A 14,236-nucleotide genomic window follows, 5' to 3' on the forward strand; every position below is an offset into this window, starting at 1 on the left:
GTGAATAAACTCGTCATCGCGTCTAATAACGCCGGTAAGCTGCGCGAATTTTCCCATATGCTGCAGCCTTTAGGGATTGAAGTTGTGACGCAGTCGCAACTGGGCATCACGGAAGCGGAAGAGCCGCATGTCACCTTTATCGAGAATGCGCTGGCCAAGGCGCGCCATGCCAGCCGTCTGAGCGGGTTGCCGGCGTTAGCGGATGATTCAGGTATCTGCGTTGAGGCGTTAGGTGGCGCGCCCGGCGTGTATTCGGCAAGATACGCGGGGGACAACCCGAAATCAGATGGACGCAACAACGAGAAATTGTTGCGCGATATGCAGGGCGTGACGGATCGCCGCGCGCATTACTACTGCGTGCTGGTGCTGGTGCGGCATGCGGATGATCCGCAGCCGGTTATCGCTGAGGGCGAATGGCACGGCGAAATCGCGCACGAGGAACGGGGCGAGGGCGGCTTCGGCTATGACCCGATGTTCTGGTTGCCGCAATTGAACAAGATGAGTTCTGAGTTGACGCATGAAGAAAAACACGCGATCAGTCATCGTGGGCAGGCCATGAAGGTGCTGTTGCAACACCTGAAAGTGGCATGATCCCCGTTTCCCTGATTTCAAAATCGGTCGCTTTTACGGCGCTGCCGCCGTTGTCGCTGTATATTCATGTGCCGTGGTGCGTGAAAAAATGTCCTTATTGCGACTTTAATTCGCATGAGGCCCGCGGTGGGTTTTCAGAAAAGGAATATGTCGACGCCTTGATCCGTGATCTGGAAATGGCGCTGCCGCAGATATGGGGGCGAAAAGTCTATACGGTGTTTTTCGGCGGGGGTACGCCCAGCCTGCTTTCAGGTGAAGCGATCACGGAAATACTGCGTCAGGTACGCATGCTGCTGCCGCTGTCCGGTGATGCGGAAATCACGCTGGAAGCCAATCCCGGTACCGTCGAGGCCGCTAAGTTCGCAGCCTTCAGGGATGCCGGCGTAAACCGTTTGTCGATGGGCATACAGAGTTTTAACGATACGCACTTGCAGGCGCTGGGGCGGATTCATACCGCCGATGAGGCGAAAGCCGCTATCGATATCGCGCAGCTTCATTTCGATAATATCAATCTGGATTTGATGTATGCGCTACCCAAACAGACGCTGGATCAGGCCTTGCAGGATGTGCAGACCGCGCTGACTTTCAAACCGCAACATCTGTCCGCCTATCACCTGACGCTAGAGCCGAACACGCTGTTTTATCGCAATCCGCCGTCGCTGCCGGACGACGACGCCAGCGCCGACATGCAGCAGGCCATTGAGGCGCTGCTGGCGGAAAATGGCTACCAGCACTATGAAACATCGGCCTTCGCGCAGCCGAACCGGCGCTCTCGTCACAATCTCAATTACTGGAAGTTTGGCGACTATTTAGGTATCGGTGCCGGCGCGCACAGCAAGCTCAGTTTTCCCGATAAAATCGTTCGCGAGGCGCGTTACAAACAGCCGCAAGCGTATATGCAGCAGGTGGCCTTGGGCGCGCCGGTTCAAACGGAGCACGAGGTAAGCCGAGATGAGATCCCGTTCGAATTTATGATGAATGCGTTGCGCCTGAACGAAGGCTTCGATGCCGCCTTGTTTTGCGAGCGCACCAGTTTGTCGCTGATTTCTATCCAGCGCGAGCTGCTCGACGCTGAGAAGCGCGGGCTGTTATCCCGCGACATCCAGCGCATCGCGCCAACCCTGCAAGGCCAGCGCTTCCTCAATGATTTATTAGAGATTTTCCTTGCGGATAAAGACTAAGTCCCAGACACCGTGCCCGAGATTGATCCCGCGCTTCTCGAATTTGGTGAGCGGGCGGTAGTCGGGGCGCGGGGCGTAATCGGTAGCGGTGTTTTCAAGCAGCGGCTCATCGCTCAATACCTGCAGCACTTGTTGGGCGTAATTTTCCCAGTCGGTCGCAACGTGGATATAGCCGCCCGGCTTTAATTTTTTCATCAGTTTTTCGATGAACGGCGCCTGAATCAACCGGCGCTTGTTGTGACGCGCCTTGTGCCAGGGATCTGGGAAAAAGATATGCACGCCGTCCAGCGTTCCATCTCCTATCATGTCGCGCAGCACTTCCACCGCATCGTGCTGGATGATGCGGATATTGCTGATGTTCTGCTCGCCCATCACTTTGAACAGATTGCCCACCCCCGGCGTATGCACTTCCAGGCACAGGTAGTCGTTTTGCGGATTTTCCTGAGCAATGCTCGCTGTGCTATCCCCCATGCCGAAACCGATTTCGAGGATTTTGGGTGCGCTGCGGCCAAAAGCCGTCTCGAGGTTGAGGGGAGCTGGCGCATAGGGAATGCCATAGACCGCTTGCAAGGTATCGACGGCGCGCTGCTGTGCGACCGTGACGCGACCCTGCCGTAAAACATAGCTGCGGATGTGGCGTTTAGTTAGATCGTCGGTATTAGTCATATTCGTTACACTGGATTACCTTCACTCCTTAGAGTCGGGTGAAGGGATAGATGGGAGATCAGCTGCGAGCTGAGGCGATGATGCCAGCGGTCGGAGAACTGGGACTCGCGCTGTAGAGTTTTTTCGGCATACGTCCTGCCAAAAATGCCTCGCGTCCGGCTGCCGTCGCTTTTTTCATCGCACTGGCCATCAGCACCGGATTTTGTGCACCGGCAATCGCGGTGTTCATCAAGACCCCTGCGCAGCCCAGTTCCATGGCAATCGCGGCATCCGAGGCGGTTCCGACGCCCGCGTCGACGATCACCGGCACGCTGACGCGATCCATGATCAGTTGCAGATTCCACGGGTTCAAGATGCCCATGCCAGAGCCGATCAATGAGGCCAGTGGCATGATCGCCACGCAGCCGATGTCTTCGAGTTGTTTTGCGACAATCGGATCATCCGAAGTGTAGACCATGATCTGAAAACCTTCGGCAACCAGTATTTTGGCGGCGGCGATGGTTTCGATCACGTTCGGATATAACGATTGCGGATCGCCCAACACTTCGAGCTTGACCAGACTATGACCGTCCAGCAATTCGCGCGCCAGACGCAGCGTGCGCACGGCGTCATCGGCGGTATAGCAACCGGCGGTGTTGGGCAGATAGGTAAATTTCGACATCGGTACGGCATCGAGCAGCGACGGTTCATTGGGGTTCTGACCCAGATTGGTGCGGCGTATCGCCACTGTGACGATTTCGGCCCCGGAAGCGTCCAGCGCCGCGCGGGTTTCGGTGAAATCTTTGTATTTTCCAGTGCCGACTAAGAGTCTCGATGAGTAGCTTTTTCCGGCGATGATGAGCGGGTCATTCATTTTGTAATCCTTTGTATTTAATTGTCAATTATCAATGATCCATTGATAATTATCCCCCGCCGACCGCAACGACGATTTCCAGTTTGTCGCCTTCATTAAGCGTGGAATCGGCGTACCGGCTGCGCGGCACGATGTCGCCGTTTTTCTCCAGCGCGATGCGACGTCCGGTATAGCCGAGCGCCTCAATCAGCTCGGCAATGCTGCAATTATCGTTCAATTGGCGCTCGGCGCCGTTCACAAAGACAGTAATCACTTTCAATTTGTCCTTCAGTTACGCTAAAATGCGATGCTACCACGCGGGTGTAGTTCAATGGTAGAACGGCAGCTTCCCAAGCTGCATACGAGGGTTCGATCCCCTTCACCCGCTCCATCGTAAGCTTTACTCCCGATTTATTCTCATTTCTGCAGTATTTTCGTGCATCACGATGCGCGCGACGAAGGCGATCGCCAGTATGTTTGCGGCGATGGCCACATAGCCGACATGGTCGTATCCCGCGATTTGTCCCGTTGCGCTTTGCGTCGTGATGAATCCTGCCAGCGTTGCCGCCAAACCGCTAGCCAGTTGCTGCGTGGCGGAATTGAGCGACATAAAGGTGCCGCGCAGTTTCGGAATGGCCGCTGACGTAATGATCGCCATCGCCGGTATCATGCGCCCCGAAATCAGCACGAAGAACAACGTGGTGCTGATCAGCCATACCCAGAGGGGGGCGGCTTCAATTTGCGTGACGGCAAACAGCGGTACGGTGGATGCCACGGCCATGATCTGGTAGATTTTTACCTTGCCGGCCCGGTCCGCCCAGCGTCCGATCAGGGGCGAGGTGACCAGCGTCGCGGCGCCTCCTGCCAGATAGATATAGAAAATATCGTGCTGAAGAATTCCGACGTTCGCCACTGCATAGACGGTGATGTACGGGATGACCGTGAAACCGGAAAACAGGATCAGCATGGTGAAGATCAGTGCGCGCAGGTGGTTGGCGTCATGCAGCACGTCGAACATGGCCGAGAAGGGGTGGGCGCGTCGCGCCTGATTCAGGTGATGGCGCACGTCAGGCAGGTGGCGCAGTGCGATGATCATGAATACGACGGTGGTGACGGCAATCAGGATGAACGGTGCGCGCCAATTGTAGTGGTTGGCCAGCCACAGCGACAGAGGGACGCCTGCCACGGTCGAGAGTGAAAACGAGGAGGAAATCACGCCGCTGGCGGTGGCACGTCGCTCGAACGGAATCAAATCGCCGACCAGCGTCTGCACCATGGCACCCATCACCCCGCCGAACGCGCCGGCCAGTCCGCGTGCGATCAACAGAGTGGCATAGCCGGGCGCAAAGCCGCAGGCCAGCGTCGAGAGGCCGAACAGCGCGAAGACGGTCAGCAACAGCCGTTTTCGTTCAAACTTGTCGACGAAGGTGGCGGCCAAGAGGCCCGCGAAGGCGGCGCTGAAACTGTAGGAGGCGACCAAAAAGCCGAACTCATGCGTTGTGATGGAAAATTCGTGCATTAAAATCGGGCCCAGCGGCATCATGATCATGAAGTCGAGGATGTGCGAAAACTGCATGCCGGATAGGGTCAGCAGTAGATAGCGTTCGCGTTGCGGGGTCAGAGGGGTAGGCATGAAGGGTTGAATGATTGCGTGGCCGATATTTTAGCAGGATGGCGATTAAGGATTGCGGGCAAATTGCGGCGCGATTTAATTTTATCTGCCGATGCCTGAGAGGGCGGTGGTAAAATTGCGGTTGAACATTATTTTACTCACATCATGCCGTCTCCTGTATTTGTCCATCTCCGTCTGCACAGCGAATATTCCATTACCGATGGAATGGCGCGCATCGATGAAGCCGTCGATGCAGCGATCGCTGACGGCATGCCGGCGCTGGCGCTGACCGATCTGTCCAATTTTTCCGGTCTGGTCAAATTTTACAAAAAAACGCGCGGCAAAGGCCTCAAGCCCGTCGCGGGCGTCGATGTGTTCATCACCAATGAGGCTGACCGTGATAGACCCTATCGTTTGCTGCTGCTCTGTCAGTCTAGCGAAGGCTATCTGCGTCTGTGCCGGCTGTTGTCGCGCGCTTATCTTTCGAATCAGTATCGCGAGCGTGCCGAGTTGCGCCGCGAATGGTTCAAAGACGAAGGCACAGAAGGGCTGATCGCTCTGTCCGGTGCGCATCTGGGCGATGTGGGGTGTGCGCTGATGTCGGGCAATGTGGCGGAAGCTCGGCGCTATGCGCAAGGCTGGGCTGCGTTGTTCGAGGATCGTTATTACATCGAGGTGCAGCGCGCGGGTTTTGCCGATGAAGCGGCCTATGTTGACGCGGCAACGGCGCTTGCCGCCGGACTCGATTTGCCTGTCGTGGCAACGCATCCGGTGCAGTTTTTAACTTCAGCTGATTTCAAGGCGCATGAAGCGCGTGTGTGCATCGCCGAAGGTTATGTGCTCAACGATAAGCGCCGCGAGAAAGCCTTTACTGCGCAGCAGTATTTCAAGACGCAGGCCGAAATGAGCGAGCTGTTCGCTGACTTGCCGGAAGCCTTGCAAAACAGCGTGGAAATCGCACGGCGCTGCAATCTGACGCTGGTGCTGGGCAAGCCGCGCCTGCCCGATTTTCCGACGCCCTCGGGTGAAAGTCTTGATGACTTTATGCTTAGCGAATCCGAGCGGGGATTGGCCGACCGGATGGCTTTTCTCTATCCGGATGAAGCTGAGCGCGCCGAAAAATTCCCTCAGTATCACGAGAGGCTGCTATTCGAAATCAATACCATCATCAAGATGGGCTTCCCCGGTTACTTTTTGATCGTAGCGGATTTTATTCGCTGGGCTAAAGCCTATCGCTCGGATGCTTTCCCCAATGGCGTGCCGGTAGGTCCGGGCCGCGGGTCGGGCGCGGGCTCGCTGGTGGCGTATTGTCTGCTGATTACCGATCTTGATCCCTTGCGTTACGAATTGCTGTTTGAGCGATTTTTGAATCCTGAACGCGTTTCCATGCCCGACTTTGACGTGGATTTCTGTCAGGATGGCCGCGAGCTGGTGATCGATTACGTGAAGCAGAAATATGGCGCGGCCTGCGTGTCGCAGATCGCGACCTTCGGCACCATGGCCTCCAAGGCGGTGATCCGCGACGTTGGGCGGGTGATGGAGTTTCCGTACGGCTTGTGCGACCGGCTGTCGAAAGCGATTCCGCTCGAAGGGGTAAAACCGGTATCGCTGCAAAAAGCGCGCGAGATGGAACCTGAAATCAACGCCATCGCCGAGAGCGAAGAGGGCGTGCCGGAGTTGCTGGAGCTGGCGATGCGCCTGGAAGATTTGACGCGCAACGTCGGCATGCATGCCGGGGGCGTGGTGATCGCGCCGGGTAAACTGACCGATTTTTGCCCGTTGTATTGTGCCGACGGCGGCGCATCCGTGGTGAGCCAATTCGATAAGGATGATGTCGAAGCGATCGGTCTGGTTAAGTTCGACTTTTTGGGACTGCGCACGCTGACCATTATCGACTGGGCCGTGCGGCACATACATCGTCTTCAGGCTCGAGACCGCAAGGGTCTTCCCCGCACAACTAATGAGACAACCACTGAGTTGTTGCGTGAAGGATCGAGGATCGAGGATCAAACCCAGGTTTCTACTCAATCCTCAGTCCACAATCCTCAACTCTTTTCCATTGAAGCCATTCCGCTGGACGATAAGCCCAGCTACGACCTGCTGAAAAAATGCAACACCACCGCCGTGTTTCAGCTCGAATCGCGCGGCATGAAGGATTTGATCAAGCGCCTGCAGCCGGATACCTTCGAGGATATCGTCGCGTTGGTCGCCTTGTTCCGTCCGGGTCCGCTCGAATCCGGCATGGTGGACGATTTCGTCGACCGTAAGCACGGCCGCGCAACGGCAGATTATTTCCACCCCGAACTGGAAGCCTCGCTCAAGCCGACTTATGGCGTAATCGTGTATCAGGAGCAGGTGATGCAGATCTCGCAGATCATCGGCGGCTATACGCTGGGTGGCGCGGATATGCTGCGCCGCGCGATGGGTAAGAAAGATCCTGCCGAGATGGCGCGTCAGCGCGATATTTTTGTCAGCGGCGCACTCAATCGCGAGATCGACAAGGATCTGGCCACTCGCCTGTTCGATTTGATGGAAATGTTCGCAGGGTACGGCTTTAACAAATCGCACTCGGCAGCTTACGCGCTGGTGGCGTATCAGACCGCCTACCTGAAGGCGCATCATCCGGCCGCATTTATGGCCGCAACTTTGTCGGGTGATTTGGACAATACCGAAAAGGTGCGCACTTTTTATGCCGACACCCTGCAACAGGGCATTACGATCCTGTTGCCCGATGTGAACAGTTCCGGCTACGCATTTTCGCCCACGGACGAAAAGACGATCAGTTATGGTCTGGGTGCGATCAAGGGCACGGGTGAGGCGGCAATCGCCAGCATCGTCAAGGCGCGGGCCACCGGCCCATTCAAAGATCTGTTCGATTTTTGCCGCAGGGTGGACAAGCGCGCGGTCAATCGCCGCACCATAGAGACACTGATACGCGCAGGCGCCTTCGATTCGATCAACGACCATCGCGCAGCGCTGATGGCCAGCGTCGATGCAGCATTAGCCAGTGCTGATCAGCAGGCGCGTTCGATCAATCAGGACAGCTTGTTCGGCGAAGATGACGCGGATGCGGTGCTGATCGAGCAAAAGTCCGATGTGCCGCGCTGGAGCCTGCGTGAACAGCTGGCGTTTGAAAAAGTCAGTCTGGGTATTTATCTGGGCGGTCATCCTTATCAGGAGTACGAAAAGGAGCTGACCAATTTCATTAAGGTCAGATTGGGTGATTTGACGCCGGCATTTCTGGGTAAGAACAGCGGTTCAGGCGGCTACGTGTCGCGGCGCGGTGTGCAGGTAAGACTGGCGGGAATCGTCTCAGGATTGCGTCTGCAGCAGACCCGGCGCGGTCGCATGGCAGTCATCACGCTGGACGATGGCAGTGCACAGATTGAATTGACGGTATTTAACGAAGAGTATGAGAAAAGCCGTCAGTGGATTGTGGAGGACGAATTACTGGTGGTGGAAGGCAAGGCTAGTCTCGATGAGTATTCAGGCAACATTCGCGTCAGTGGCGAAGAGCTGTTTAATTTCGCGCAGGCGCGTTCCCGTTTTGCCCGTCAGCTCGAGTTGCACTGCAATTCGTCAGTGAACATCGCGCAGCTTAAAGAGATACTCAAACCGTGGAGCGGCGGGGCGTGCGCTGTGCAGATCAACTACAACAACGAGGTGGCTGTTTGTCAGTTGCGTCTGGGGACTGACTGGCAGGTGACGCTGGATGAAGCGCTGATGCGCGATTTGGGCGTCCTGCTGCAACCGGGAAATATGCAGGTTGTTTATGGCTAACACGCCGCTGATACGCATCAACGGCATCACACTTTATTTTGACGGTGGTCAGACGCGCGCCTTGAACGGGGTTGATCTCACAATTCAAGAAGGTGAGTTTGTGGCGATCGTCGGGCCCAGCGGCTCGGGGAAATCGAGTATTCTCAATGTGATCGGCACGCTGGATACGCCGACGGCCGGCGAGATTTATTTTCGCGATCAGGCATATTCGACTATCCGGGATGCTTCGCTATTCAGACGCGAGAATTTTGGCTTCATCTTTCAGGGCTTTCATCTGATCCCCACCCTGTCCGCGCTGGACAATGTGATTGTGCCGACAATCGGTTGCGAGGGAAGCAGTCATAAGGCGCGGGCCGAAGCGCTGCTGAACAGTTTGGGTCTGCAAGACCGGCTGGATCACTTTCCGGGAAAACTCGCCGGCGGCGAACGCCAGCGCGTGGCGATTGCAAGGTCGCTGATCAATCAGCCGCGTGTGATTCTGGCCGATGAGCCAACGGGCAGTTTGGATAGCGCCAATGCGCAGCAAGTGCTGGACTTGCTGGCTCAGGTGGTCAGGGAGCAGGGATTGACGCTGATTATGGTGACCCATGACGCAAGCGTGTCGGCGCGTGCTGACCGCATCGTTCATATGCGGGATGGGCGTGTCGAACATCCTTTGGGGGCTTTCGCATGAACCTGTTTCGTTTCGCGCTCGATAATCTGTACCGCCGCCCGGCCCGCAGCGGCCTTACGGTATCCGCGATTTCGCTGGGGATCGCTGCGGTGGTTGCGCTCACCAGCATTGCGTGGGGATTTGAAGCCAGCTGGCAAAAAGCCAACGATGCGCGCGGCACGGATCTGATTGTCACGCGCATTGCCAGCCAGAACAGCATGCCTTCGCCGTTTTTAGCCGCCAAAGTACAGGATGCGCTGGCGCGCTTGCCCCATGTCAAAGAAGTGGTCGGACTGCTGAGCGAAATGCTGACGGTCAGCGAAGAGGCGCCGCCCGCCTTTGTGTTCGGCTGGGTATACGGCAGCTACTTGTGGGATCACTTAAGGCTGATCGATGGCCGCTGGCCTGCTGATAGCGATGAGGCTGTGGTGATGGTGGGTTCGCTTGCCTCGGAAATGCTGCATAAAAAAACCGGCGATCAGGTCGAGATTGAGGGGCAGGTTTTCAAGGTGGCGGGGATTTTTGAGAGCAGCGCGGTGGTGGAGAACGGCGCCGTCATCATGACGCTGAACCGCGCGCAGGCGTTGACCGACAAGCCGGGCAAGGTCAACTTCCTGAACATCAAGCTGGATGCGGGCGCGAGTGAAGCGGATCTGGCATCTATCAAGGAGCAGGTCAAAAAAACCATGCCGGGATTTCTGGCGATTACCTCAGGCGAGCTGGTCGGCAATAATGCGATCGTGCGCATTTCCAAGGCGATGAGCAATGCCACCATTTTGATCGCTACCCTGGTCGGTGCACTGGTGGTGTTCAACACGATGCTGATGAGCATTAACGAGCGGACGCGTGAAATCGGTATTTTGCTGGCGCTGGGCTGGCAGCGCGCCACGATTATCAAGCTGGTGTTTACCGAGGCGATGCTGCTCTCTTTGCTGGGCGGATTGCTCGGTATCTTGCTGGGGGCGGGATTGGCTGTCGGCCTCGAACATCTCGAGTTGATGCGCGGCAAAATCGATGCGATCTTCTCCATCCCCTTCTTGTTTGCCGTGCTGGGCTTGTCTGTGCTGCTGGGCGTTTTCGGCGGCCTGTATCCGGCGCTCAAAGCCTCGCGCCTGTTGCCCTCTGCCGCACTGAGGCACGAATGAAGCGGCTTTTAGTCATGCTGATGTGTTTCGCGCCGCTCTGCCATGCGGAACCTGGCGCGGATGAATTAGCGGGCCTGATGCGGCAGGCGAAGTCTACTTCGGGATTCTCAGCGCGCATGAATGTGCTGGTCACCCGGCCTGACGGCGCGCACGCTACGCCGTTTAAAATCGCCGTGATCGGCAGGTTTAGCGCCGACAAGCAGCAACTCCGTATCAATGGCATTTCGCCCGATTTCGTGCGCGGGCGATTTTTTGCCGCAGAATCGGTCGGTAGTGGTGAGATTCGTGTGGTCGCTTATCGCACGCCTGACAAGGTGTCAGGTGTCGATTCTGACGCCCGTCTGTTCGATTCGTCTCTGGTGCTATGGGATATGTTCAGTCCCTGGTGGAGCTGGCGCCGGCAAGCTTTGTTGGCGGGCGAACGGATCAACGGGCGTGAGTGCGTGATGATACGCTCGAGCGCGGACGATAAACATTCAGCCGTACGTGAAGTCGAGAGCTGCGTTGATGTGAGCGCCAGGCTGTCGCTCAGAACCCGCTTGTATGATGCGCATCACGCGCTGCTGCGCTCACTGCTGGTCGGAAAAACCCTGCAGAAGGCGGATAGCTTCATGCAGACCGCCAAAAAATTGACCCTTACCGATGCCGAGGGCGTCATGACGCAGGTCGAGGTGTATTCGGGAGACGAGCAGTACCAGATTCCAGCCGATGCATTTTCTGCGCTGGATGCCGAACGCGATCAAAAGTCCGGGGCACGATGAAAGCCAGGCATGCCGATATCGGTGATTTATCGCACAGTTGGTGCAACGACGATGTCGTGGTTTCCAGCGTGATGGAGACGGTCAGTTTTGTCACGCCGGTGCTGGAAGGTTTTTTCATTCGCAGCGTGGCTCAGGGAATGCGGGTGCATAAGGATTCTGCACTGGCACGGCGTTGTCAGGCATTTATCCGGGAAGAATCGAGTCATTCGCGCGCGCATAAAAAATTTAACACGGTATTGCTGGGCTATCTCGGCCGCCCGCCGCGCGGACTTGCGATGGTTAGCGCGATGCTCGATGCTGCGAGGCAGTACTTGTCGGTGTCTCAACAACTGGGGTTGGCTGCTGCACTCGAGCATCTGACGGCGGTGATGTCCAAGCTGTATGTCGGTCAGCAGCATGGGCTTAAATTTGCATCGCGTTATGCGCAGGAGTTGTTCGCGATGCACGCCGAAGAAGAGTTGGGGCATCGTTCGGTGGTGTTTGATTTGTGGCAGGCGAACGAGCCTGGCGGACGGTTTAATCGTTTTGTTATCATCGCGCTGGTGTTGCTGGTGGGTAGCGTTTATGTCGGGCTTGCCGTGCCGTGGATACTGTACCGGAAAATGGAACGGCGTCTTTTAAAAACGCTGATTGCACTGGTTAAATTTACGGTAAAAAATATCGGCAGTACGCTGGCGCAGCTGCCTGTTTCAGAACTTTTTTCATTTATTCGCGGCGATTTTCATCCCGAACGGTTAATTGACGAGAAAATGGCGGAAAAAAATCACACGACGAATGCCGGGAAAGGAGCGTCGAAATGAATGACATGCAAACCATAGTGAAAGTCTGGGATGTGCCGGTCAGGCTGTTCCACTGGTCGCTGGTGTTGAGTTTTTCCGCTGCATATTTGACGGCTGGGTATCGTTTGGGATTTTTGCATATCTGGATAGGCTATTTTTTATGTGTCTTGCTGCTGACGCGCATCGTCTGGGGATTCGCCGGTAATCAATATGCGCGTTTTCGCGCCTTTGTTTTTTCACGTGCGGAGACGATAAGTTACCTGCGCGCCATGTTGCAAGGACACCCGAAGCCGTATCTGGGGCACAATCCTGCCGGCGCGCTGATGGTGTTTGCATTGTTGGGTACGCTGAGTCTGGTTTTTATGAGCGGCCTGGTGACCTTGGCCGTGATCGATTTTGAGGGGCCGGTGTTGTATCTAGCCAACTATGTCGATGACGAGACCAGCTACATGATTCGACATGTGCATGAATGGCTGGTTAATATTGCGCTGGTGCTGATTCCGCTGCACCTGTTGGGCGTGCTGGTCGGCAGCATTCAGCACAAGGAAAATCTGGTGCACGCGATGATCACCGGAAAAAAATGTATCGCATCGGCATCTCGTGCGCCGGAATAAGGAGAAAAAATGACGCTCGCTTTGCGTGTTAATAAACTGCTCGCCGGTATGTTGCTGGCGTTGCTGGCAGGTACAGGATCTGCCGCAGAGCTGGACTTGAGTCTGCCGGCGAGTACCTATCGTCCCGATACCAAATTTATGGGGGAGAGTACGGCAGAAAAAACCGAGGCCGATAAGGATGCGCAGAAATTTGAGCCGGATCTCTTATCGGGCAGCAAGCTGCACCAGTATTTAGGCGTCGGTACCATGGTGATGGCCGGCATGACGTTTATTACGCACAAGCATCCGGTGCCGGGCAGCAATGCGCCGCGCGATATGAGTGGCGCACATGCGCGTTATGCAAAAGCCACCGTGGCGATGGCCGCAGCGACGGTTGCGACCGGCTTGCTTACCCACTGGGATGATTTCAGTCTTGAAGACGGCTGGTCTGACCCGGATAACCTGCATGTTCTGCTCGCGTTATCGGGCGCGGCGCTCATGGCGTATGCCGTAAATAAATCGATGCACTCCTCGACGCCGACCAGCCACGCCGGTATGGCGGAACTGGGTGCGGTGGGTATGGGCCTTGCGATCAAATTAACCTGGTAGAGGAGATAAACGTGAACTATTTATATGCACTGATTTTGTCAGGATTATTGGCGCTATCGCCTGTCGCATCGGCAACCCCGGCGAGTGATGCACTGCTGGCGTCCTATAAGGCGGCAGGGGTTATCAAAGCGGATGCGGCTACCGGAAAAGCTAACTGGACCAAAGAGACCCGCGATGCAGACGGTGAGATGATGTCCTGTTCGACCTGTCACGGCACCGATTTTAGTAAGTCCGGCAAGCATCACAAGACGCAAAAAGTCATTGAGCCGATGTCGCCTCGGGTGAATGCCGAGCGCTTTACCGATGAGAAAAAAGTGGAAAAGTGGTTCAAGCGCAATTGCAAGGATGCGTGGGGACGCGAATGCACCGCGCAGGAAAAAGCGGACTTTCTGACATTTTTCCTGGCTCAGTAAGGGGCGTATCGACATGAAAATGCAATTTATTTCTGCCGCTCTGCTGGCCGTGTGCATCTCTCAAGCGGCCGTGGCCGAAGAGAGTTTGCTGTGGGCTTTGATGACGCCGCTGCGCCAGAAGGAGCTCGTGCCCGTCGAAAATAAACTCTATAAGCAGGAATGCGGTGCATGTCATTTTGCTTATCAGCCGGGTTTGCTGCCGGGTAAGTCGTGGCAAAAGCTGCTCACCCATGAGGCGTTGCTGGATCATTTCGGTGAAGACGCTGATCTGGATCAGGAGGCGCTCAAAGAGATTTATGACTACGCGCTGGCGAATGCGGCAGAAAAATCCTACCATAAACGTTCGCGCAAAATTGCGATTTCCACGGCTGAGGGTGAACCGCCGCTGCGAATCACCGAGGTGCGCTATATCAAGCGCAAGCATCACGACATTCCCGATAAGATGATCAAGGGCAATAAAAAGGTGAAATCGCTGAGCAACTGCAATGCCTGCCATACAGAAGCGGCCGAGGGTGTCTTCGATGAGGATGCCGTGAGCATTCCCAATTATCCCAAGTATTAAACCGTTGGCGAGATCAGGTATGGATCTGTTTTCATGTGATTGATTTATTTTAGAAAAATG

Annotated in this window: 15 protein-coding genes and 1 tRNA gene; 12 read left to right on the plus strand and 4 right to left on the minus strand. The window is 55.8% G+C overall.

What is annotated here, in order from left to right; genetic code table 11:
• The gene (gene rdgB, locus GALF_RS02010; protein ID WP_013292381.1) at positions 1-591 is read left to right on the plus strand and encodes an RdgB/HAM1 family non-canonical purine NTP pyrophosphatase; all 591 of its coding nucleotides are present in this window, start codon (positions 1-3) and stop codon (positions 589-591) included.
• A complete protein-coding gene (hemW, locus tag GALF_RS02015) occupies positions 588-1,772 on the plus strand; it encodes a radical SAM family heme chaperone HemW (protein ID WP_013292382.1) in 1,185 nt (394 codons plus the stop codon). Before rdgB ends, hemW begins: the two co-directional genes overlap by 4 nt.
• Here hemW and trmB read toward each other — a convergent pair.
• Genes trmB through thiS form a run of 3 tightly spaced genes read right to left on the minus strand, consistent with a single transcriptional unit; the run spans position 1,743 to position 3,544 of the window.
• A complete protein-coding gene (gene trmB / locus GALF_RS02020) occupies positions 1,743-2,438 on the minus strand; it encodes a tRNA (guanosine(46)-N7)-methyltransferase TrmB (RefSeq protein ID WP_013292383.1) in 696 nt (231 codons plus the stop codon). The two genes, hemW and trmB, sit on opposite strands and share 30 nt — an antisense overlap.
• Before the next feature lie 58 nt (positions 2,439-2,496).
• Positions 2,497-3,291: a thiazole synthase gene (locus GALF_RS02025; protein ID WP_013292384.1), complete on the minus strand. Its 795-nt coding sequence runs from the start codon at positions 3,289-3,291 to the stop codon at positions 2,497-2,499.
• Positions 3,292-3,340: 49 nt separating this feature from the next.
• A complete protein-coding gene (gene thiS / locus GALF_RS02030) occupies positions 3,341-3,544 on the minus strand; it encodes a sulfur carrier protein ThiS (RefSeq protein WP_013292385.1) in 204 nt (67 codons plus the stop codon).
• A gap of 43 nt (positions 3,545-3,587) precedes the next feature.
• On the opposite strand from thiS, the gene GALF_RS02035 reads away from it, so the two are divergent.
• Positions 3,588-3,661: transfer RNA gene (locus GALF_RS02035), tRNA-Gly, on the plus strand.
• Positions 3,662-3,670: 9 nt separating this feature from the next.
• Here GALF_RS02035 and GALF_RS02040 read toward each other — a convergent pair.
• Positions 3,671-4,903, minus strand: coding sequence for an MFS transporter (locus tag GALF_RS02040; RefSeq protein WP_013292386.1), 1,233 nt, complete (start codon positions 4,901-4,903; stop codon positions 3,671-3,673).
• A 144-nt stretch (positions 4,904-5,047) separates the two neighbouring features.
• On the opposite strand from GALF_RS02040, the gene dnaE reads away from it, so the two are divergent.
• Genes dnaE through GALF_RS02085 form a run of 9 tightly spaced genes read left to right on the plus strand, consistent with a single transcriptional unit; the run spans position 5,048 to position 14,176 of the window.
• Positions 5,048-8,662 (plus strand): DNA polymerase III subunit alpha, encoded by a 3,615-nt coding sequence (dnaE, locus tag GALF_RS02045; protein ID WP_013292387.1) that lies wholly within the window; start codon positions 5,048-5,050, stop codon positions 8,660-8,662.
• The gene (locus tag GALF_RS02050; protein ID WP_013292388.1) at positions 8,655-9,335 is read left to right on the plus strand and encodes an ABC transporter ATP-binding protein; all 681 of its coding nucleotides are present in this window, start codon (positions 8,655-8,657) and stop codon (positions 9,333-9,335) included. The genes dnaE and GALF_RS02050 overlap by 8 nt, the downstream gene beginning before the upstream one ends.
• Positions 9,332-10,459 carry an ABC transporter permease gene (locus GALF_RS02055; RefSeq protein WP_013292389.1) on the plus strand — a complete coding sequence of 376 codons (1,128 nt, stop codon included), beginning with the start codon at positions 9,332-9,334 and terminating at the stop codon, positions 10,457-10,459. Before GALF_RS02050 ends, GALF_RS02055 begins: the two co-directional genes overlap by 4 nt.
• A complete protein-coding gene (locus GALF_RS02060; RefSeq protein ID WP_013292390.1) occupies positions 10,456-11,220 on the plus strand; it encodes an outer membrane lipoprotein-sorting protein in 765 nt (254 codons plus the stop codon). The genes GALF_RS02055 and GALF_RS02060 overlap by 4 nt, the downstream gene beginning before the upstream one ends.
• Entirely contained in the window at positions 11,217-12,020 is an 804-nt protein-coding gene (locus tag GALF_RS02065) for a metal-dependent hydrolase (protein WP_013292391.1), read from the plus strand. The genes GALF_RS02060 and GALF_RS02065 overlap by 4 nt, the downstream gene beginning before the upstream one ends.
• A complete protein-coding gene (locus tag GALF_RS02070; RefSeq protein WP_013292392.1) occupies positions 12,017-12,613 on the plus strand; it encodes a cytochrome b/b6 domain-containing protein in 597 nt (198 codons plus the stop codon). The genes GALF_RS02065 and GALF_RS02070 overlap by 4 nt, the downstream gene beginning before the upstream one ends.
• 9 nt (positions 12,614-12,622) lie before the next feature.
• Positions 12,623-13,201 carry a hypothetical protein gene (locus GALF_RS02075; protein ID WP_013292393.1) on the plus strand — a complete coding sequence of 193 codons (579 nt, stop codon included), beginning with the start codon at positions 12,623-12,625 and terminating at the stop codon, positions 13,199-13,201.
• A gap of 11 nt (positions 13,202-13,212) precedes the next feature.
• Positions 13,213-13,614 (plus strand): DUF1924 domain-containing protein, encoded by a 402-nt coding sequence (locus GALF_RS02080; RefSeq protein WP_013292394.1) that lies wholly within the window; start codon positions 13,213-13,215, stop codon positions 13,612-13,614.
• A gap of 13 nt (positions 13,615-13,627) precedes the next feature.
• Positions 13,628-14,176 (plus strand): diheme cytochrome c, encoded by a 549-nt coding sequence (locus GALF_RS02085; protein WP_013292395.1) that lies wholly within the window; start codon positions 13,628-13,630, stop codon positions 14,174-14,176.
• Positions 14,177-14,236 lie beyond the last annotated feature (60 nt).

Source organism: Gallionella capsiferriformans ES-2 (assembly GCF_000145255.1).
Lineage (GTDB): Bacteria > Pseudomonadota > Gammaproteobacteria > Burkholderiales > Gallionellaceae > Gallionella > Gallionella capsiferriformans.

Excerpts from the sequence above, each read along its gene's own strand:
- GALF_RS02070 (WP_013292392.1), top strand. The coding sequence starts at position 12,017 with ATGAATGACATGCAAACCATAGTGAAAGTCTGGGATGTGCCGGTCAGG.
- GALF_RS02055 (WP_013292389.1), top strand. The coding sequence starts at position 9,332 with ATGAACCTGTTTCGTTTCGCGCTCGATAATCTGTACCGCCGCCCGGCC.
- GALF_RS02075 (WP_013292393.1), top strand. The coding sequence starts at position 12,623 with ATGACGCTCGCTTTGCGTGTTAATAAACTGCTCGCCGGTATGTTGCTG.
- trmB (WP_013292383.1), bottom strand. The coding sequence starts at position 2,438 with ATGACTAATACCGACGATCTAACTAAACGCCACATCCGCAGCTATGTT.
- GALF_RS02085 (WP_013292395.1), top strand. The coding sequence starts at position 13,628 with ATGAAAATGCAATTTATTTCTGCCGCTCTGCTGGCCGTGTGCATCTCT.
- dnaE (WP_013292387.1), top strand. The coding sequence starts at position 5,048 with ATGCCGTCTCCTGTATTTGTCCATCTCCGTCTGCACAGCGAATATTCC.
- GALF_RS02025 (WP_013292384.1), bottom strand. The coding sequence starts at position 3,291 with ATGAATGACCCGCTCATCATCGCCGGAAAAAGCTACTCATCGAGACTC.
- GALF_RS02065 (WP_013292391.1), top strand. The coding sequence starts at position 11,217 with ATGAAAGCCAGGCATGCCGATATCGGTGATTTATCGCACAGTTGGTGC.
- GALF_RS02060 (WP_013292390.1), top strand. The coding sequence starts at position 10,456 with ATGAAGCGGCTTTTAGTCATGCTGATGTGTTTCGCGCCGCTCTGCCAT.
- GALF_RS02050 (WP_013292388.1), top strand. The coding sequence starts at position 8,655 with ATGGCTAACACGCCGCTGATACGCATCAACGGCATCACACTTTATTTT.
- hemW (WP_013292382.1), top strand. The coding sequence starts at position 588 with ATGATCCCCGTTTCCCTGATTTCAAAATCGGTCGCTTTTACGGCGCTG.
- GALF_RS02040 (WP_013292386.1), bottom strand. The coding sequence starts at position 4,903 with ATGCCTACCCCTCTGACCCCGCAACGCGAACGCTATCTACTGCTGACC.